At 40.5% G+C, this 20,040-nt stretch carries 14 protein-coding genes; 11 read left to right on the top strand and 3 right to left on the bottom strand.

All coding sequences use genetic code 11. From position 1 onward, the window contains the following. Nucleotides 1-71 precede the first annotated feature (71 nt). On the top strand, nucleotides 72-227 hold the full coding sequence (locus DB520_RS27065) for a hypothetical protein (RefSeq protein ID WP_198675365.1): 156 nt from the start codon (nucleotides 72-74) through the stop codon (nucleotides 225-227). A 19-nt stretch (nucleotides 228-246) separates the two neighbouring features. Here the strand turns inward: DB520_RS27065 and DB520_RS16205 are convergent, their stop codons facing one another. Then, nucleotides 247-771, bottom strand: coding sequence for a metallophosphoesterase family protein (locus DB520_RS16205; protein ID WP_114750771.1), 525 nt, complete (start codon nucleotides 769-771; stop codon nucleotides 247-249). Nucleotides 772-998: 227 nt separating this feature from the next. Here DB520_RS16205 and DB520_RS16200 point away from each other — a divergent pair, with 227 nt between their 5' ends. After that, on the top strand, nucleotides 999-1,979 hold the full coding sequence (locus tag DB520_RS16200; RefSeq protein ID WP_114750770.1) for a pyruvate dehydrogenase complex E1 component subunit beta: 981 nt from the start codon (nucleotides 999-1,001) through the stop codon (nucleotides 1,977-1,979). 81 nt (nucleotides 1,980-2,060) lie between these two features. Here the strand turns inward: DB520_RS16200 and DB520_RS16195 are convergent, their stop codons facing one another. Continuing rightward, complete coding sequence (locus tag DB520_RS16195; RefSeq protein ID WP_114750769.1) at nucleotides 2,061-4,556, bottom strand: TonB-dependent receptor domain-containing protein; 2,496 nt, start codon at nucleotides 4,554-4,556, stop codon at nucleotides 2,061-2,063. Between the two features lie 560 nt (nucleotides 4,557-5,116). Here DB520_RS16195 and DB520_RS16190 point away from each other — a divergent pair. The 3 genes from DB520_RS16190 to DB520_RS16180 all read left to right on the top strand — a co-directional run bounded on the left by DB520_RS16190 (nucleotide 5,117) and on the right by DB520_RS16180 (nucleotide 7,655). Beyond that, entirely contained in the window at nucleotides 5,117-6,193 is a 1,077-nt protein-coding gene (locus tag DB520_RS16190) for a sensor histidine kinase (RefSeq protein ID WP_114750768.1), read from the top strand. Beyond that, nucleotides 6,190-6,936 carry a LytR/AlgR family response regulator transcription factor gene (locus tag DB520_RS16185; RefSeq protein WP_114750767.1) on the top strand — a complete coding sequence of 249 codons (747 nt, stop codon included), beginning with the start codon at nucleotides 6,190-6,192 and terminating at the stop codon, nucleotides 6,934-6,936. Before DB520_RS16190 ends, DB520_RS16185 begins: the two co-directional genes overlap by 4 nt. Before the next feature lie 182 nt (nucleotides 6,937-7,118). Beyond that, nucleotides 7,119-7,655 (top strand): hypothetical protein, encoded by a 537-nt coding sequence (locus DB520_RS16180; protein ID WP_114750766.1) that lies wholly within the window; start codon nucleotides 7,119-7,121, stop codon nucleotides 7,653-7,655. 74 nt (nucleotides 7,656-7,729) lie between these two features. Here the strand turns inward: DB520_RS16180 and ffh are convergent, their stop codons facing one another. Continuing rightward, nucleotides 7,730-9,070: a signal recognition particle protein gene (gene ffh, locus DB520_RS16175; RefSeq protein ID WP_114750765.1), complete on the bottom strand. Its 1,341-nt coding sequence runs from the start codon at nucleotides 9,068-9,070 to the stop codon at nucleotides 7,730-7,732. Between the two features lie 459 nt (nucleotides 9,071-9,529). Here ffh and DB520_RS16170 point away from each other — a divergent pair, with 459 nt between their 5' ends. The 6 genes from DB520_RS16170 to DB520_RS16145 all read left to right on the top strand — a co-directional run bounded on the left by DB520_RS16170 (nucleotide 9,530) and on the right by DB520_RS16145 (nucleotide 20,011). Then, nucleotides 9,530-10,015 carry a DUF6508 domain-containing protein gene (locus DB520_RS16170; protein WP_114750764.1) on the top strand — a complete coding sequence of 162 codons (486 nt, stop codon included), beginning with the start codon at nucleotides 9,530-9,532 and terminating at the stop codon, nucleotides 10,013-10,015. 400 nt (nucleotides 10,016-10,415) lie between these two features. Continuing rightward, nucleotides 10,416-14,780, top strand: a complete 4,365-nt coding sequence (locus tag DB520_RS16165; protein WP_114750763.1) for a T9SS type B sorting domain-containing protein — start codon at nucleotides 10,416-10,418, stop codon at nucleotides 14,778-14,780. Between the two features lie 14 nt (nucleotides 14,781-14,794). Then, nucleotides 14,795-15,748, top strand: coding sequence for a PorP/SprF family type IX secretion system membrane protein (locus tag DB520_RS16160; protein WP_232835015.1), 954 nt, complete (start codon nucleotides 14,795-14,797; stop codon nucleotides 15,746-15,748). 95 nt (nucleotides 15,749-15,843) lie between these two features. Further along, nucleotides 15,844-18,273 carry a hypothetical protein gene (locus DB520_RS16155; protein WP_114750761.1) on the top strand — a complete coding sequence of 810 codons (2,430 nt, stop codon included), beginning with the start codon at nucleotides 15,844-15,846 and terminating at the stop codon, nucleotides 18,271-18,273. Further along, a complete protein-coding gene (locus DB520_RS16150) occupies nucleotides 18,270-18,974 on the top strand; it encodes a class I SAM-dependent methyltransferase (protein WP_114750760.1) in 705 nt (234 codons plus the stop codon). The genes DB520_RS16155 and DB520_RS16150 overlap by 4 nt, the downstream gene beginning before the upstream one ends. A 14-nt stretch (nucleotides 18,975-18,988) precedes the next feature. Next, complete coding sequence (locus DB520_RS16145) at nucleotides 18,989-20,011, top strand: glycosyltransferase family 4 protein (RefSeq protein ID WP_114750759.1); 1,023 nt, start codon at nucleotides 18,989-18,991, stop codon at nucleotides 20,009-20,011. Nucleotides 20,012-20,040 lie beyond the last annotated feature (29 nt).

Here is a 20,040-nt window from a genome sequence, read left to right as displayed (position 1 = left end):
AATAATGGACTTTTCCCTGAAAACCTTTACATTTGCACCTCATTTGAAAATAATACTAAAGCAATATAAAAATGGCTGTTACTACATTAAAGCGAAAGCTTAAAAGAAAAAGAAGGGGTCAAAACACCCGTGCCCTTAAGTTAAAGCAACTGAATGCCAAGCCTGTGATAAAAAACGTGGACGTGGAAGGTATTAAGGAAGAATTTGAAAAAGAAAAGAAGAAATAATCCTTTTCACAGGAATATTTTAAAGGGCCTTGGTTTTTTCCAAGGCTCTTCCTCTTTTACCCAATTCTACCACCCTGAGGTTCTCTATTTTTCCTCCCACAACCTCAAAAAGTAACATTGTCCTTGTTTGATGAAACCCTTGGTGCCCAATGGCACCGGGATTCATATATAAACATCCCAATTCTTTATCGAACATTACTTTACAAATATGCGAATGTCCACAGATAAAGGAGTCAGGGTTTTGTGCTTTTATCCATTGTTTTATCCCTTTCGCATACCTCCCTGGCCTCCCTCCTATATGGGTCATTAGCACTTTCAACCCCTCCACAACAAACTCGCAGGTTTCAGGGTATTTCATCTTTACCCCATTGTCATCAATGTTTCCAGATACTACCCTTAAGATCTTTCCATTTGGTAAGGAATTAATAATATCCGGTTGGCCTATATCCCCTGCATGCCATATCTCATCCACATTTTCCAGGATTTGGAGAATAGAGCTATCAACATGTCCATGAGAATCTGAAATAAGGGCTATTTTTCTCATATTTTTTTAGAAATATAGTTCAATAAAGAAAGGTACAGTCTTATTTACCAGTATTTTAGGTACTCCCATAATAGCAAGTAAAGGATTTATCCATCCTATTTCGTGAGATACAAAATGGGCATAAAACCTGCACAAATAAAAAAGAATATGGTAGCTAAAGCAAATGGGGGTTTGTTAATTGGGAGATTCCTTTCTATTTTTACGACAATAGAAAATTTTGCAAATAAATGAAAGAAATACAATTCAGAGACGCCATACGCGATGCCATGTCAGAAGAAATGAGAAGGGACGAAAATGTCTTTCTCATGGGAGAAGAGGTTGCCGAATATAATGGCGCCTATAAAGCCAGTCAGGGAATGCTCGACGAGTTCGGTCCTGACAGGGTGATTGATACCCCAATTTCTGAACTGGGCTTTGCAGGATTGGGTGTAGGTGCTGCCATGAACGGCCTACGTCCCATTATCGAGTTCATGACCTTTAATTTTTCTTTGGTGGCCATGGATCAGATAATCAATTCTGCTGCAAAAATGCGGGCCATGTCAGGTGGGCAATATGGAGTACCCATTGTCTTTAGGGGCCCTACCGGAAATGCGGGACAGCTCGGAGCCACCCATAGTTCTAATTTCGAAAACTGGTTTGCCAACACCCCCGGTCTTAAAGTGGTCGTTCCTTCCAACCCTTATGATGCCAAGGGATTATTAAAAGCCTCTATCAGGGATGATAATCCAGTGATTTTCATGGAGTCGGAATTAATGTATGGGGACAAAATGGAGGTTCCTGACAGTGAATACCTCTTGCCACTGGGAGTGGCTGACATCAAAAGAAAGGGCAAAGATGTAACTATTGTTTCCTTTGGCAAAATAATCAAGTCTGTGTATGAAGCCGCGGATGAATTGGCAAAAGACGATATCGATGTGGAAATAATTGATTTGCGTACCGTTAAACCGATCGATTATGATACTGTGATCCAATCGGTGAAAAAGACCAACCGTTGCGTAATTGTAGAGGAAGCAAATCCTGTAGCATCCATTGCGACAGATTTGGCTTTTATGATCCAAAAGAATGCCTTTGATTATTTAGATGCCCCTGTCTTGAGAGTTAACTCCATGGATATTCCACTAAGTTATTCGCCTGCCTACATTAAGGCAACCTTGCCAAATGCCAAGCGTACTGTTGAGGCCGTGAAGAAAGTTCTTTATGTAGATTAACAAAATATTCGATTTTATTTCCCAATAAAAAAAGCGACCTGTAAATGGGTCGCTTTTTTATATTGTTAGTAGGTGTTTCTCTTAATTCTCAATCATTGTCCCTCCACTTCCTTCTTTCAAATCCTCGTTTTTGATGGTTCGCTTTTTTCTTCTACTAGGCCCATCCACACTAATTTTTCCGAGTCTGTAAGAGAAGTTGATTTTAAAATTCATGTTTCTCAATCCTGTGATGCTTTGCTGCATTATTGTAGGCGTACTAAGTTCATTCCTGATTCTAAATTCAGTAGTGAAAAAGTTTTCTGCACCAAAACCTATTGTGCCACGCTTTTCGTTAAACTGCTTGTTAATGCTCAAACTGTAAATACCAAATCCTCCGGAGCTGCCTTGAAGTTCAACCCTTCTACCCCTGTAAAAGGAGAAGGCTTGGATCTGCCAATTTTTAGGTAGGGTATAGTTTCCGAATAATCGTCCACTGAGTACCCATCCCTCATTGGATGCAGCAAACAAAGGATCTTCAATTCCATTGTCTAGCTGTGCATAATAGGTGTCTACACTCCCGTTCAGCGAAAACTTCCCGGAAATGTTCACATTAGAGAAGACGCTAAACCCATAGGCCCTTTCCTGACCGATGTTTTCGAAGGTGGTAAAGATGATGTCGTCATCTTGGATAACCCGCAGTGGCTGTATAGATCCCGAAGTATTCCTGAAATAGGAGGTTAAATTCAAGGATGATCCTTTTATGTAAGTACTGTAAGAGAGCTCATAGTTGTCGGTCAACTCTGGATCCAGCATTGGGTTTCCTTGAGTAATCTGTAGTGGGTTAGCTGCCTGTATGTTTGGATTCAGAAAGGTCAATGATGGCCTTTGAACCCTTCTATTGTAGGCTCCCTTAATCATATTTCCATTTCCCAGTTTCCTTCCTAAGTTGACACTTGGTACAAAAACCCCATAATCGGGAATATCAGCAGGTAGTTCAGAGTTCCTAAAATCAGCCTGGATGGTAGTATATTCGTATCTTAATCCAGCTTTTAAGGTATAATGTTCCAAGAAACCCTGGGTAAAGGACAGGTACCCAGCAGTAATATTTTGGTCATAGTTAAACTCATTGGACAACGTGACATCCTCCTCCTCAATAAAAGGGGCATCAAGTCCCTCCGCAGTGAAGTAGGAAAATTCACTGACTGCTTTTCGTAATATGTTCTTGGCACCGTATTCCAGGATTTGGTTTTCTCCTTTGCCCAAAGGGGTTACATAATCCAACTGTAGGGTAAATTCTTCATTTATGCCTGGGTTCACATTCCGGATTCGGTTTACCACTTCGTCAAAACTTGCATCATAAAGGTTATTTGTAAAGTTATTCGTAAGGTTATTTCTGCTGTAAAGACCTGTTATTGCGACTTCTTTTTGAGGCTTCTCATAAGTCTTTGTGTAATTGAAATTGACATCTATGGTATTAGAAAGGTTGTCTACGGTAACGTCTCTCAGCACACTATTAAACAACATGTCCTCTATGTAAGTATCAGTTAGCAAACCATCTTGACGGTTCCGCATATTCCTTACTCCCACACTTACCGAAGCAGTAAGGAAATTATACTTGTCAATTTCGTAATCCCAACCGAAATTGTACCTTCCAAAAAGCATGTTATTGCGGGTATCTGCCTGTTGCATAATCCTAGTGGATCCACCTTCCGGATCAATCAAGGTCTGGTCGTTTTCAAAAGAGCCGAGGATGTTGTATCCTGCCCGGCCAAAGCCTCCCAGTGTCCAAGACATTTTATCTTTCTTGGCACTGGCGTTTAGTCCAATGTTACTCCCCCTCAAACCGGCACTGCTATTTAGGTTCAAAGAAAGACCTTGCAGTTTATTTTTCTTGGTTACAATATTGATAACTCCCCCGGTACCTTCTGCATCATATTTTGCGGATGGGGAAGTAATTACTTCTACAGATTTGATTTCCTCCGCCGGGATCTGCTTCAAGGCCTCGGCCAGGTTGTTTGCGACAATTGCAGATTGCCTGCCATCTATTAAGACAAGGATATTTCCGCTTCCTCGCATGGACACATTTCCATCGAGATCCACTGAAAGCATGGGAACCCTCCTTAAAACATCCGATGCATCCCCGCCGGCGGTGGTTTGGTCATACTCAGCATTATAAATGGTCCTATCTACCTTTTCCTCCACAAGTTGCCGTTGGCCTTGCACCGTAACTTCCTGCAAAGCCACAGACTCTTCTTCCATCCACACATTTCCTAAATCAAAAAAGTTAGCTGAGGGAGTGACCTCAATGGTAGCAGCTTCGGCCATTTCATATCCCATAAATGAGACTTTCAGCTTGTAAGTACCATCTTTAAACCCCTTGATGAAAAACACTCCGTCTTCATCGGCTACAGCTCCGGCAATGTTTTGCTCGGTACTCTCGTCCAACAAAATCACGGAAGCATAAGAAACTGGTAACTCCGTGTCTTGATTGATCACTTTGCCCTTGATGCCGTAACTCTGCTTGTCTTCTTGAGACCAAGCCGTATTCATGGCTAAAAATGTAAGGAAAATAAAATTTACAATTAATTTAAGTTTCATGATAGTGTGCATGACAGGTTAAAATTTCGATAAGGCAAATCAACCTAAATTACCTCTCTTATAAAAACGCATTAGACGATCTGGCAGAATTCATCGACAGAAACCAATTATCGCCTGGAATAAGAAGAAATTAGAGTTTGGTAGATACTTTCTGCCCATTCAAGGGTTCATAAGCTCTATCGGTATATTTCATAGTGGTTTAATTAAACTTTCCCATAAGTTTGTAATGTAAAAAATGCATCGATACCGGACAATTTATGGCTCTTGGGAGCAATTTATCGTTGGTTGAAAGTATTTAATTTCGAACCGTCACTACGATCCTGACAGCAGTCAGGGCATGACGAAGACGACACACCGAGGGATGATTATTGAACATGCGAGATTCCATGTGGCCGCTTAAAAGAAAATATAAACACATGAAATCGAGCCTGTCCTGACGGCAGTCAGGGCATGACGCGAGCGACACACGAGGGGATGATTATCGTTGCGAGATTCCCCCGAAACGAGTTCGGGGCAGGCAGGGGCAGGCTATATGACCGCTGAAAAGAAATTATAAACATATGAAAAGACCACATCTATTTGGTAGAAATCTCTCCATCATCCTACATCTGTTGGGTTGGGTTTTGGTTGTGGTTGTTTTTTTTCTGCTCAGTCCGTTGTCATGGAGAGTGGAGCTTCCATACCAGTTTTGGGTAAGACAATTGATCATCCTTGCCATAGTGGTAAGCGTATTCTATAGCAATATCTATTACCTGGTACCCCAATATTTATTTAAAGGAAAAGTATGGCTATTCCTTACTATCGTCTTTTTCGCAGGTATAGGTTTTTGGCTAATGGTCCAACAATATGATCAACTAGTACGCCTTCCGGAACAAATGCACAACGCATTTAGACCTGGGGAGCCCTATGTACCAAAACCACGTCATATTGGAAGCGATATCTATTTCTTCATGCTTTATTCTCTTAGTGTGGGGGTAGGCACCAGTATAGCCGCTGTACAGAAATGGCAGTTTGAGGACCTGGTGCGAAGACAACTCGAAGAGCAAAAAGTAAATTCGGAATTATCTTACTTAAAAGCGCAAATCAACCCACACTTTTTTTTCAATACGTTAAATAACATATATGCATTAACGAGTTTCGACGTAGAAAAAGCAAAAGCAGCTCTTCTAAAACTCTCCAGGATGATGCGTTACGTGCTGTATGAAACAGAAAGGGATAATACACTTTTGAGCAGCGAAGTCAATTTTATCAAGGACTATTTGGACCTCATGAGAATGCGGATTTCTGAAAAAGTGAAATTACACATTGAAATCCAGGAACAGTTTGAGGATGTAGTCATAGCCCCAATGATGCTTTTGCCATTTATAGAAAATGCTTTTAAACATGGAATCAGCGGAAAACACGAGAGTTTCATTGTGGTAAAACTAAAGGTACAAAAATCCAGGTTGACACTAGAAGTGAAAAACCGTATAACGGAAAAAGTCCAATCCAGCCCTGAATCCAGTCATAAAGGAATAGGCTTGGCCAATACAATCAGGCGACTGTCCCTGATTTATAGCCAGAATCACTCCCTAGCTATAGATGACCAAAACGATGCCAACGAATATAGGGTTTACCTAAGCATTGATTTAAAATGACCGAAAAGAAAGTAAAATGCATTGCAGTTGATGATGAACCCCTGGCACTTGGGCTAGTTTGCGGATTCATTAACCAAACCAATTTCTTAGAACTCGAGGCCAAATTTGAGAATGCCATCGATGCCCTTAGCTTTATGAATCAAAATAAGATAGACCTGGTGTTTTTAGATATTCAGATGCCTGATCTCTCAGGTATGGAGTTGGCTAGGATACTAGAAGGGAAAAAGGAATCCGAAAAACCGAAAATCATATTTACTACTGCCTACGACCAATTCGCCATTGAAGGGTACAAAGTGAGTGCCTTAGATTATTTGTTAAAACCCTTTGGCTATGAGGAGTTTCTTAAGGCATGTAGTAAAATCCTTCCACTTTTAGAGAATGAAAAAACAGAAGTAAAAGCTCAAGCCGAAAGCTCTGCACAGGAATATATTTTTATAAAAGTAGAATACCAGTTGGTAAAGGTGTTATTAAAAGACATTATATGTGTGGAGGGATACAAGGACTATGTAAAAGTTCACCTGGAAAGCAAAACGCACCCCCTTCTCTCACTTACTTCCCTAAAAAACATGGAAGAGCTCCTTCCTTCAGAAACATTCATGAGGGTTCACCGTTCCTTTATTATTTCCTTAGATCATATCCAATCCGTTACAAAAAACCAGGTGGATTTGGGCACACTTCAAATTACCGTGAGTGACCTATATAAAGAGAATTTTTTGAAATTTATGAATAAATGGATGAACTGAATCCCTTTTGTCATGGTTTTTGCTTTTATAAGTACATGCTGCTGAAAAAAAGGAACGTGATTGAACCCGAAAAACTTTTCAACTATATGTTTAATGGATGAAAATTGCGTTTCAAATTCGCAGCTTGTAAAATATAATTACTAAAAAAGTTTGAATTAACCAATTATTAAATTTCAATTGCCATGAAAAGGATTTGCTTAATACTAGTTTCAGTTGGTGTCCTACTTTCTTGTTCCTCTCCGAAGGAAGATCGGTATGTTTTCGAGGAAGAACGCATTTTGGACACTGAAACCGGTGATGAATATTACCTCAATAAAATGGATACCCTAACGGTAGTCAATATCGAAGGTGAAACCAGTGAGATCGTTGTGAGTGCAGCACCCTTTGCAGAGCATGACGAAATGGGTAAAATGATTGCTAAATATAAGGATTCCATTTCTGAGAGGAAAGAGCGCATGCTTGAAGATAAAAAAGAACGCCTCCGGAAGCAAAGAATAGAGCGTTATGCGGATTATGATGATGATGAGCTGTTAAAAAGGTTCAATGAGCTTCATGCAGAGAATGCCGAATTTGAGCAGCAAATGGATGTGATGAAGGAACTCGTGAGGAGAGAAATAGTGATAGATAAAGATGCTCCTGCGATGTTGGAGATAGAAGAAGCAGACCTAGATCTTGATATTGAATATGATCCCTCAGAAGAAGAGGCAGACGAACTTTAATACCAGTGAAAAATATAAGGTGAACCTAGCAATCAAGGTTCACCTTTTTTTTAATAGCCATCGCTATGAAAACATCATCTTCTACCCATATTTTTAGGGTTCATCGCGGCCATGGCCTTTTGAGCTCCCCCCATTTTGTTCATTTGTTTCATCAATTTTCTCATATCTCCAAATTGTTTCATGAGATTGTTGACTTCTTGGATAGTTCTTCCACTACCATTGGCTATCCTTTTCCTCCTGCTGCCATCGATCAAGGATGGGTTTTCTCTTTCTTGAGGGGTCATACTGCGAATGATAGCTTCTATGGGTTTAAAGGAATCATCATCGATGTCCATTCCCTTGATTGCCTTGCCCATCCCAGGGATCATGCCTAAAAGATCCTTGATGTCACCCATCTTTTTGATTTGCTCCATCTGGGACAAGAAATCGTCAAAATTAAACTGGTTTTTCCGGATTTTGGCATTAATTCGCTTGGCCTCATCTTCGTCAAAGGTCTGTTGTGCCTTCTCCACCAAAGAAACCACATCCCCCATTCCCAGTATCCTTTGGGCCATCCGCCCTGGGTAGAACAGATCGAGATTTTCCATCTTTTCTCCCGTGGAAATAAATTTAATCGGTTTATCCACTACATGCCTAATGGAAATGGCAGCACCGCCACGGCTGTCCCCATCCAGCTTTGTGAGTACTACTCCATCAAAGTTCAGCCTTTCATCAAAAGTTTTGGCAGTGTTTACCGCATCCTGGCCGGTCATGGCATCAACCACAAACAGGGTTTCGGAGGGATTAAGTTTTTCTTTTAACGCCGCAATTTCATTCATCATTACCTCGTCCACCGCAAGTCTACCTGCAGTATCCACAATGACCGTTTTCTTTCCTGTTTTTTTGGCATAAGAAATGGCATTTTGGGCAATTTCCATTGCGTTTTTATTTTCCGGCTCAGAGTACACCTCCACACCGATTTGCTCACCGAGCGTTTTAAGCTGTTCAATAGCTGCGGGCCGATAAATATCACAGGCTACCAGCAATACCTGCCTGCCCTGTTTCTTTAAGTAAGTGGCCAGTTTTCCAGAAAAAGTAGTCTTGCCCGAACCCTGAAGTCCAGATATCAACAAAACGGAAGGATCTCCCTTAAGGTTAATCTCCTCCTTCTCCCCTCCCATTAACTTTGTTAGCTCCTCTTGCGTGATCTTTACCAGGAGCTGACCTGGTGAAACGGCTATCAATACATCCCTACCCAGTGCCTCTTCCTTGATTCGGTCGGTAACGTCTTTGGCAACTTTATAGTTAACATCGGCATCGATGAGCGCCCTTCTTATTTCCTTAACTGTGGTGGCAACATTGATTTCTGTAATTTTCCCGGTTCCCTTCAAGGTTTTGAAGGCTCGGTCTAATTTATAACTTAAATTGTCAAACATGTAGCTTTTTTTTTACGGTACACAAAAATAAAACAAAATTGATGGATTCCAGAACCATCATGTAAAATTACAAATGAAAATTGCTTTTTTTATGTAGAAAAGCGGGCTCTTCACCGATTGAAACAATTTCTAGCATATTAAAATGATACAATAAATAATTAATACTCTGTAAGAATAACAATAGATGCTTTTCATCGGCAAAAATACCCCGATCACGGTATTTTTTTACTGGAAAAATAGTCGTTACTTAGTGGCGTTAAAAGAATTAAAGAAATAAACCAACAAATTAAGGTTTCTTTAAAAGGCAAAATAATAGCTTAAAGAATAAAGTTACCAACTAGTTTAAAACAAGAATGAGTAAAATTTCGTTGAGATAACAGAAATATAAAATATTTATTCTAGGTTTTACACTAAAAAATTAAATATTGAAGCCTTCCACAATATTAAATCACCATAATCATGGCACAAGAGCAAACCCCATTATTTATCCCTTTAGTAAGTTTTACTGACCATTGCAAAATTATTAGCAGAGGAAGTTTGAGGCCCATCTTTGATCTTATTCAAGAAATGGAATTAAAGTTCTACAAAGCAGAGCTGAATTTTGGCACAATAAACCTGAAAAACCTCTCTTTAGAAACTTTAGGTTTCAGAGGCATTCATGTGAGGCTTTTGGATTCTGTTCTGAAATTAAGGCTGGTGCCTCTATTTGATTGGCATTCTTGGTTACAGGAAGCAGAAAAATACTATAACCAACCACAAAACCTTTATGGATTGGATACGGTAACACTTGGAAAAATAATGACGGTACTGCTAAGGTCCCAAACCATTTATGACAGCAAATTTTTGGAGAATAAAATCAAGGATAAGTTCGTGCTTCATTTATTGAAGGCAATTGTACAATCCCTGCAAGCTGAAAAATTTTCAAATGATCAGTTTGCATCCTAACAACTAAGAAAAGCACAATTTGTGCAGGAGTAATATCCTGTTGTATAAAGGTCTCCTGCATAGCTTTTTTTAAAAAAAGCTATGCAGGAGACCTTTATTTTTTATAATAAACATGGATCAATCTCTTAGGATTTGGTTTCAAAGTTTAATTTTTCGTAAATAATATATCATTTTTCACGTTACAACATTACTGTTCCATTAATTTGAGTTAAATTTGTGTAAACAGCAAGATTATTGATTCAGAAGTTGTATTCTTGAATTGATCATAAGATTTTTTGTAAATTGTCCACGCAATTGGACAAACCCAAAACAAGGACGGGATTTGAAATTATCTTTAGATCATTAGATGGCACGTTGAAAGTAGTCCTACTAAAATAGATTTGTTCCTTGCCTTAAAAGTATGAAGTTGGTTAACAGTTTTTGGGGAATCGTGAGGGCATTTTCCTTGCTTAACTTTTTGGTGGTATTTTGTTCGACCTCCAACGCCCTCGGACAAAATGGAGTGACGCTAGAGTTTGATGTAATTCCAGCCAAATGTTCAGGTGATGGTGGAATTTCTGCCAGAGTAGTAGGGGATGATAATTTGGAAGACCTAAATTTCAGATTATATAGGCAGGCAAACCCAAATACGGTTTTTCAAGAAAATCAAGAAGGAGAATTTACAGGTTTAAGGGAGGAAAGATACAGGCTTATAGCAAGTTTTGTTGCCAATGGTGATTCCATTGAGCTAACAGAAAACATTCAAGTAACAAGTGATTTTACTGCATTAAGATTCTCATTGCAGGCCCAAAACGAATGTGAAGATAGTGATGGATCAATTGAAGCCATAGTTTCGGGTGGTTCACCACAATCATATGAGCTGGGTGGGCCAGTAAACAAACCCCCTCAGGCTTCCCCTCTTTTTGAGGAACTACCAGCTGGAAGGTATACGGTTTGGGTAACCGATTCTTGTGAAAATCGGCTTTCTCAAGAAATTGAAATCTTGCGCACCAGTATCGAGTTTCAACCCACCAATCGGGAATTCAAGGCGGAACTTCCAGAATGTGGTAGCATAACTGTAGGTCACAGGGTTAGGAACCTTGGCGCCCCCCTCAGCTTTCCTTTGCAAGCTAACTTCTCCATAACCTTTCCAGACGGAACTCAATCCGATGTAGAAGAGATTGTGGAGGAAGAAGATATGGAAGATGGGTATTTTTATGCTGATATCCCTTTTTTTCATGGACAAGCCTATGTCTATGATCTTAGCCTTACGGATGCTTGTGGGAATACCGATTCCCATGAAAATTTAACCATAGATAGAAGTTTAACCATATCCGACGATTTCAATTGGGGAGCTGGGTTTTGTGGAAACCGAAGGATTGCGATTCAGGTAAGAAATTTCCACTCTTCTTTTACGGTTAATTTCACCGAACACCCGGATGATTTTGATCCAGAGAGTGAGCAGGCAAATTACCCCGGTCCTTTTGACGATGAACTTTTGCTATTTGGGAGTGTGGAAAATCCCATTCCTGAGGGCACCTACCGTATTGAAGTAGAAGATGCCTGCGGAAACACAGATAATTTTTCCTTTAACCATTCTATTTCTATTACCGACCCATACTTCAATGAACTAAAAAGCTGTACTGAGGGCTTGAGTACATTGGAAATGATGAATTGGGATTACCAACTTTTGGAAGTGGAATTGTTGGAAGCACCTCCAGAGTACACCACTGACTTGCCTCAGGACCTTACTGGTTTTGTAAATCAAAATGACCTTAGAAGAATGTTTTTAACTGACCTTCCAGCAGGAGAGTACAGGTTTAGGGTGTTGACCAATTGTGGGGAAGAAAGATTTGGCGAATATACCGTGGAAGGAACCGAAATAGCCAAAAGCGTAGTCGAGGTGGAACAGAATTGTGGCACTTTTAACATTTTTTTGGATCACGAAGATAATTTTGAAGATAACCAAAATGTAAGATTCGGTTTACAGAAACTGGATCTAGAATCAGGCCAGTGGGTTCATCCAGCCACAGAGGCTGTTTATGAAGAGGGACAGGAAATAACGGCCAACAATTCCCTGCTCCTCAATAATATGGCCACTAATTACAATATTTCCCACACCGGAAAGTTCAGGGTTGTAAAATCCGCAAGGGTCTGGAAGAGTGGGGACACAATTCAGCAGGGCCAGAATAGCTCTACCCATTGTATCCAAACACTGAAGACTTTTGATTTTCAGGGTAGAACCATTTTGAGATCCGCTAATTTCTATCAATGTGATGAGGACAACTTTGAGTTATCTCTCTCCGCGGATGGTTATGATCCTCTCAACTTTCAAATTCGGCAAATCAATGGGGAAGAGGTACTTATTGATAATGGAGATAATCCCTTATTCTCAAACCTGTCTTTGGGCAGGTACAAATTCCGAATTGAAGACAGGTGCGGAAACATTCAAAATGCACACATCCTCATAGGAGGGGAAAATTTACCCAAGATAACTCCCGAAAACTTATGCCCTGGGGAGGCAGGTAGATTGTTTATTCCTTTTAAGGATTTCTTAAGTGTGGAATGGTACAGAGAAGGAGATCCTGCCAACATCCTAAGTGACAGTACAAGTCTCTGGTTTGATTCTTTCGACCCTACCATTCATAATGGTACTTACATTGCCCGACTAAGCCATACAAATGAAGAAAATTGTTTAGATGCGGAAGTGACTTTTACTATTTCTGAAGAATTAATAGATCCCAACCCTGGCACTGGCCAAACAGCAACAGTGTGTGAAGGTGAAATTGTCGATCTATTCGATTATTTGGATGGGGAATATAGCGATTTTGGTATATGGGAAGAAATAACTGAGAGTGATAGGTTGATTGGCAATTTTTGGGCGGGTGTAGATTTAACTAGTGGGACATACAGGTTTAGGTACTCCGTAAATGGCATGTGCAGCGGTGATCAATCTACCATAGTAACCCTTCAACTAAACAGTATTCCTCCAGCTCCGGAGGGACCCGAAAATCAGGAATTTTGTGAAAGTAATCAACCAACCCTGGAAGAAATAGAAATTGAAGGGGAGTCTGTGGAATGGTTTGAAAGTTTGGAGAGTGAGGAGCCATTGCCATACGACACGCCATTAGAAGATGAAAGAAGGTACTTTGCTACGCAAACCATAGACGGCTGTACCTCCGAGGATCGGCTAGAAGTAAAGGTAAAAGTATTTCCAGAAATTACCGAAAACAACATAGAAGGCGAGCAACAAGTTTATCAAATGGAAACGCCAGATAAAATCGTTGGATTAGAGCCTTTAGGTGGGGAGGGGCTATTATCCATTTCATGGGAGTATTCGGAGGATGGTCAAAACTGGGTATCCATTGAGGATGCAGTGGAAGTGGAATATCAACCGGAACCGTTAATGGAAAGCACTTACTTTAGAAGGGTTGTTACAGATGAAAAGTGTGAGGAGGAAATTAGTAATGAGGTACTCATAGAGGTGATTATAGCGCCTATCCTGGCAGAAGGGGACGAATATGGTCCTTTAAAAGGATATGAAACCAATTTACTACCTATTCTTGAGAACGACACCTTCAAAGGTTCTGCTATTGACTTTACTTCAGGAGAAATCTCTGGCTCTATTTTGGAAATAGCCGATGAGGATGGTGAAATGGTAAATTTAGATTGGCAAATTACCGATGAAGGAAACCTAGTAGTTCCTGAGGGAAGCCTACCAGGGCGATATGTTGTGAGTTATCAAATCTGCCAAGCTAACATTCCCGAGAATTGTAGTGAAGCAAGTGTTGAGGTTTGGGTGGGTATATTGGATCTGGACATAGAAAAATTGGTGGATAGAACCCAGGCAGTAGAAGGGGAAATCATCACCTATACCATTGAAATTACAAACACCAGCGATTTTGACCTGGAGGCAATCCAAATCGAAGACCTACTCCCTGAAAATGTAATGGTTTTACAAGCCATGCCGGCTTTCACGCAAAATAATTCCTGGGAATCAGGGATTTTACCAATTGGAGAAACACTCCATTTCGAAATAGACGCTCTTACATTGGCAGAGGGAAACATTATGAACCAAGTTCGGGTACGGATAGGCGATTTTGACCAAACGGTGGATAGCCCAGTTACCCAAGTCAGGGCAAAATCAGTGGATTTGGTGATAGACAAATCAACCAATGCCCAAGAAATTGTGGACGGAGATGAGTTTGTTTATACTCTTACCCTTACAAACAGGGGTTTGGACGAGGCCACTGGTGTTACAATAGTTGACGAGTTACCCACCGAAGTGGACCATGTGGAAAGCACAGTTAGCAATAACCCAGATGCATTGGTAATTAACTTTACTCAAAATGAAAACAGGTTGATCTGGGAAGTGGAGGAGTTTCCTGTAGGTAGTGAATTGACTATTACTATCACGGTTGTTGCGATGGAAGTTGGACCCGCAATAAATAGGGCCAATGTGGGCAGCGAGGAAACAGACGTCGATGAGAGCAACAATAGTGATTCCGTAACAGTGGACATTGCTCCTCTTTTTATTCCAAACGTGTTTAAACCGGATAATGATGGTAAAAATGAAACCTTCATTATCAGAGCCTCCCATAAGTTCTCAAAAATCAGTTTGCTGATCTTTAACAGGTGGGGAGACCCTGTATTTGAATCTGAAGACTACCAAAACGACTGGAACGCAGAAGGAGTAAATGGCGGCACCTATTATTACCTTATAAAAGGGGTAGATGCCCGAAATCAAGAAAGGAGATATAAAGGATGGGTACAGGTGCTAAAATAAGAATTCTGAAGGCAATGAAAACACGCATCTTGCTTGTTTCCATTTGCTGGGTAGGGTATAATGCAGAAGCACAACAAATGCCTCAGTATAGCCAGTATGTTTTTAACGCCCTTCATATCAACCCCGCTTATGCGGGATATAAGATAGACCCCTTTGTACAGGCTACCTATAGAAGCCAATTTGTGGATTTTCCCGGGTCTCCTGAAACATTCAGTGTTTCTGCGGACATGGCTTCAGAAAATGAAAGGATGGGATATGGGGCAATGCTTTTGTCTGACAGAATCGGAGCCACACGGACCCAAACTGCCATGGCCACGTATTCCTATAGAATACAACTAAAAGAAAGGGCGTTTTTGGGTTTTGGGCTAAGTGCTGGGGCCACTGAATATATGTTGGACGGCTCCATGTTTCAACCCGATGACCCAAGTGACGCTGGGATACCCACGGGTAGGATAAATATGTTTACTCCCAATTTAAATGCAGGCCTATTTTTTCACTCCGACTCTTGGTTTGCCGGATTAAGCGTATTTAATCTAGTGGGAAAAAGAAACCTGGAAAATGAAGATATTGCGCTTTCTGTACACAGGAACCATTATTTCTTTCAACTGGGGACTTTGATTCACATTTCTGAAATGAGTGCATTCAAACCCTCCATCTTGATAAGGGAGGATTTTAATAGTCCTACCAGCTTTGACATAAACGCTATGATGCTCTTTCATGACCGGGTTTGGGCAGGTGGTGCATTTAGATCCAATATAGGGAGTCCGAGGGGGGAGGAAGTAATTACTCCTCAAAACAGAACCGCTTTGGTTGGGTTATTGGATGTTTTTGTAACCGAAAACCTGAGATTTGGTTATGCGTATGATTTTAACTTAAGCCAGATTCACAATTTCAGAAACAACTCCCATGAGATATCCTTGGGGTATTATTTGGGAAACCGTACCAGCCCTTCCTCCAAGTGTTTTTAACGGTAATACACCAGTAAATGGAATCAATTATTAATAATGGGTAGAAATTTTTAATTTGCGAATTAAAATGATTTTCCGCCTTCAACAAACCCCACATGTCCATTGATTTTAAAAAAGACGTATTGCCCCATTTAATTGGGATTATATCTTTTTATATCATTACAGTTGCCTATTTCAGCCCCATAGTATTCGAAGGAAAAATGATGTTTCAAACGGACATTCTCCAATGGGAGGGTTCCGCAAAAGAAGTGCTGGAGCACAGGGATCAAACCGGAGATGAAACACTATGGACCAACCGGATGTTTGGTGGCATGCCTGCCTACCTGATTCATGCCCAAACGAAAGGAGACATTACCAATGCCATGATTAAGGTATTTACCCTTGGGCTTCCCCACCCCATTGGTTCGCTGTTTTTTGGCATGCTGGGCATGTATCTTTTGATGCTCTCCTTTAAGGTGAGACCCCTAGTAGGGATCATTGTCTCTTGGGCATTTGCCCTAAACACTTTTAATTTATTAAGCCTGGAAGCAGGGCATAATGCCAAAATATGGGCTGTATGCATCATACCACTTATGTTGGCCGGTATTCATTTGGCCTTTTCCAGAAGGTGGGTGCTTGGGGCAGCTCTTACCGCATTGGCAGTAATGCTGCAGTTAAAATTTAACCACCTGCAAATTACTTACTATACATTACTAATCATTTTGGTTTATGTTTTCGGTCAACTCACCGTGTTTTTCAAAAACAAGGCAATCCCAGAGTTTGCCAAGGTTTCAGGCATATTACTTTTGGCAGCACTACTCGGGGTTGGCGGTAATGCCGCCAGGTTAGCCACAGTTTTGGAATATGGGCAGTATAGCATCAGGGGGGAAAGAACATTAGAAAACAGCCAAGAACCTGGATCAGGTTTGGACAAGGATTATGCTTTTAATTGGTCCCAAGGTAAAATGGAGTCCTTTACGCTACTGATACCTTATTTTCATGGAGGAGCAAGCACAGAACAGCTTCCCAAAAATTCAACCACTGAGCAGGCATTAAGGTCCCAGGGGGTGGATGGTGCTCAAATCAACCAATTTATAAACAACGCAAATACCTACTGGGGTGATCAACCTATGACTGGTGGGCCTATTTATGGAAGTGCAATTGTTTTTTTCCTTATGGTCATAGGAATATTCTTTGCCCCTAGCCTCTACAAAAAGATATTTCTGGGAATAGTAGTGTTGACCCTGATGCTAGCGTGGGGAAAAAACCTTTCCTGGTTCAACTTCCTGCTTTTTGACATTTTGCCGGGTTTCAATAAATTCAGGGCTGTTTCTATGGCCTTAGGTGTCACCCTTTTCGCCATCCCAGTAGTCGGTGGCTTAGGTTTAGAAGGATTGCTACAGCGAATCGACCAGAAGGAAACCAAAAAGAAATTTTTCCTTAGCTTGGGTATTACGGTAGGGTTGATAATCCTGGCAATTGTGGCAGCAGGAATAATGGGATATAGAGGGAACGTTGACAGTAATTTTCCAGATTGGCTACAAGATGCCCTACAAGAGGACAGGAAAAAAATGCTGCGCTCGGATGCTGTCAGAAGTGTGGTTTTGATTGGTCTTTCGGCTGGTTTGATATTGACCGTTTTGCTTAAAAAACTGGATTATTTTTGGGCATGTCTGGGAATTGCATGTCTACTTCTCATTGATGTATGGGGAGTAAACAGAAGATACCTGGATGAGGACAGCTTCACCAAGGATCCAAGCCAACAATATTTTGCTCCCACCCCAGCAGACCAACGAATACAGGGTGACGACAGTTATTTCAGGGTATTGAACTTACAGAATCCTTTCAATGAAGCCCGTACAAGCTATAGGTTTAACAGTGTTGGGGGCTATCACGGAGCCAAATTACGTAGGTATCAGGATGTGATAGAAAGGAGCCTAAATCCCGAAATCGAATCTTTTATTAAAAAGGCACAAGATGGCGATTTAGATTTTGCCCAAACCCAGGTGCTTAATATGCTCAACACAAAATATATGTTGGCCGGAAGGGCAGAAAACGCAGTAATCGAAAACCCAAGAGCCAATGGAGCGGCCTGGTTTCCGCAAGCCATCGAAAGAGTAAATTCCAATGAGGAAGAAATCAGTAAGCTGAATGAAATAAATACCCTTGAAAGGGCCACCTTCCAAGGCAGTAATGAACTGTCCACTGGCGCTGGTAACATCTCTTTGAAAGCGTATTCCCCCAATCAATTACTTTACGAGGCTCAGGTAGAACAAAGTGGATTGGCCGTTTTTTCAGAAATTTATTATCCTGAGGGGTGGAAAGCCTTGATCAACGGGGAGGAAGTGCCCATCCATCGAGTCAATTACTTGCTGAGGGGACTGGTGCTGCCAGTAGGAAATGTACAAGTGGAAATGCGTTTCGAGCCGGCTAGCTACAACCTATGGGCACCAGTGATGGTGGTTGTTCAATATTTGGTGGTGATTACTTTATTTGCTGGATTATTTATCTTTGTAAGGAATTTAAAAAGTACTCCAGTATCATGACCAAGGACATTGCTCAATTTTATGATGAATTTGCGGATAAGCAAGTCAAAATAGGCGTGAATTCTAGGCATTATAGCATTTTGGATAAAGTGGTAAAAGCCGGGTTTACAAATGGCCATAATGTCTTGGAAATTGGATGCGGTATTGGAACAGTAAGCCAGTTGCTTGCAAGAAAAACGCCCAAAGGGGAGGTATTGGCAGTGGACATCAGTCCTGAAAGTATCGCCAAGGCTAAACAAATTTGGTCAAAGCAAAAAAACCTATCCTTTGAAATTTCGGACATGAAGGGTTTTAATAAACCTAACTGTGCCTTCGATTTTGTGGTTTTGCCTGATGTATTGGAACATATCCCAGAAGAAGAGCATATTGCTTTGTTTAAAACCATTCTGAAACATAGCCATGACCATACGGTGGTTTTCATTCATATTCCCTCTCCTCGGTTTTTAGAATGGATGATTAGGAATGAAGCAAATAAACTTCAAGTAATTGACCAACCTATAGATACGGGCAAATTGGTTTCACATCTTGCTACCTGTGGATTTTATTTAGACAAAATGGAAACCTACAGTATCTATTATAAAGAAAAGGACTACCAGTATTTTGTTTTTAGAAGAGAATCTGAAATCAAACAAGTCACTCATTTAAACAAATGGAAAATACTAGGTGAAAGAATTAAATTCAGGATGTCACATCGCCTTTAAGACCCTATTAAAAAATGATAGTATATATTTCCTCTATCAACACTGCTTTTGTAAGTAGGGACTTGGAGATGTTGAAAGGGGTGCATAAGACAGTTCACCTTACCTTTACAGATAAACCCTTTCTACTTCCATTTTTTTTCCTTATCCAATTTGCTCAACTCCTGTTTCTTCTTCCATTTACATCAAAATACCTTTGCTTTTTTTCCGGGTATCATACCCTTATACCTGTGGTATTGGGGAAAACTTTTGGGAAAAAAGTGATCATACAGTGTGGTGGGACAGACGCCATGCACCTCCCCCATATTAATTACGGAAATTACAGGAAAAAATGGCTAAAACTGGCTACCATATTTAGCTTCAAGCATTGTTCCCTAATAGTCCCTGTTTCGGAAGCTTTGGTAAAGTCCAATTATACGTATGACCCAGTTGCTCCTTCCTCTCAAGGATTGTTAAATTTAATCCCCAATTTAAAAACCGAAATTACCGTAATTCACAATGGTTTTGACTCAGGATTTTGGAAGGATGAGACCGAAAAGAAACCATTTACCTTTGTGACAGTAGCAACAGGAATTTCGAAAGAGAATAGGGCCTTAGTAAAAGGAATTGATTTATTGATTGCTTCTGCAAAAAAGTTTGAAGACTTTACCTTCATCATCATTGGGGACGGTAAATTCAAGGTTGACTTAGCAAATGTTGAGGTTAAACCTACACTTAACCAAGTGGAAATTAAAAGAATATTTCAGTATTCGCAATTCTATCTGCAATTATCCAGCTCAGAAGGTTTTCCCAATGCATTAGCCGAGGCAATGCTGTGTGGTTGTATACCTATCGGCACCAAGGTGGGCGAAATCCCCAATATAATCGCTGATACCGGGTTTATTGTCGAAAAAAAAGAAATTAACCTTTTAATTGAAATTTTCGAGGGATTGTCTGATAAAAATCTACAGGGATTACGAAAAAAAGCATCGAAAAGGATAAAAACCCTATTTAGTTATGAACATAGGAAGGATAAACTGCTAAGAATTTTGGCAGTATAATCAGCAAGTTACCCATCAGGAAAAAGCCC

Source organism: Pleomorphovibrio marinus, from assembly GCF_003347495.1.
Taxonomy (GTDB): domain Bacteria; phylum Bacteroidota; class Bacteroidia; order Cytophagales; family Cyclobacteriaceae; genus Pleomorphovibrio; species Pleomorphovibrio marinus.
Note: the sequence above shows the minus strand (reverse complement) of the source record. Positions and strands in the feature narration are given on the sequence as shown.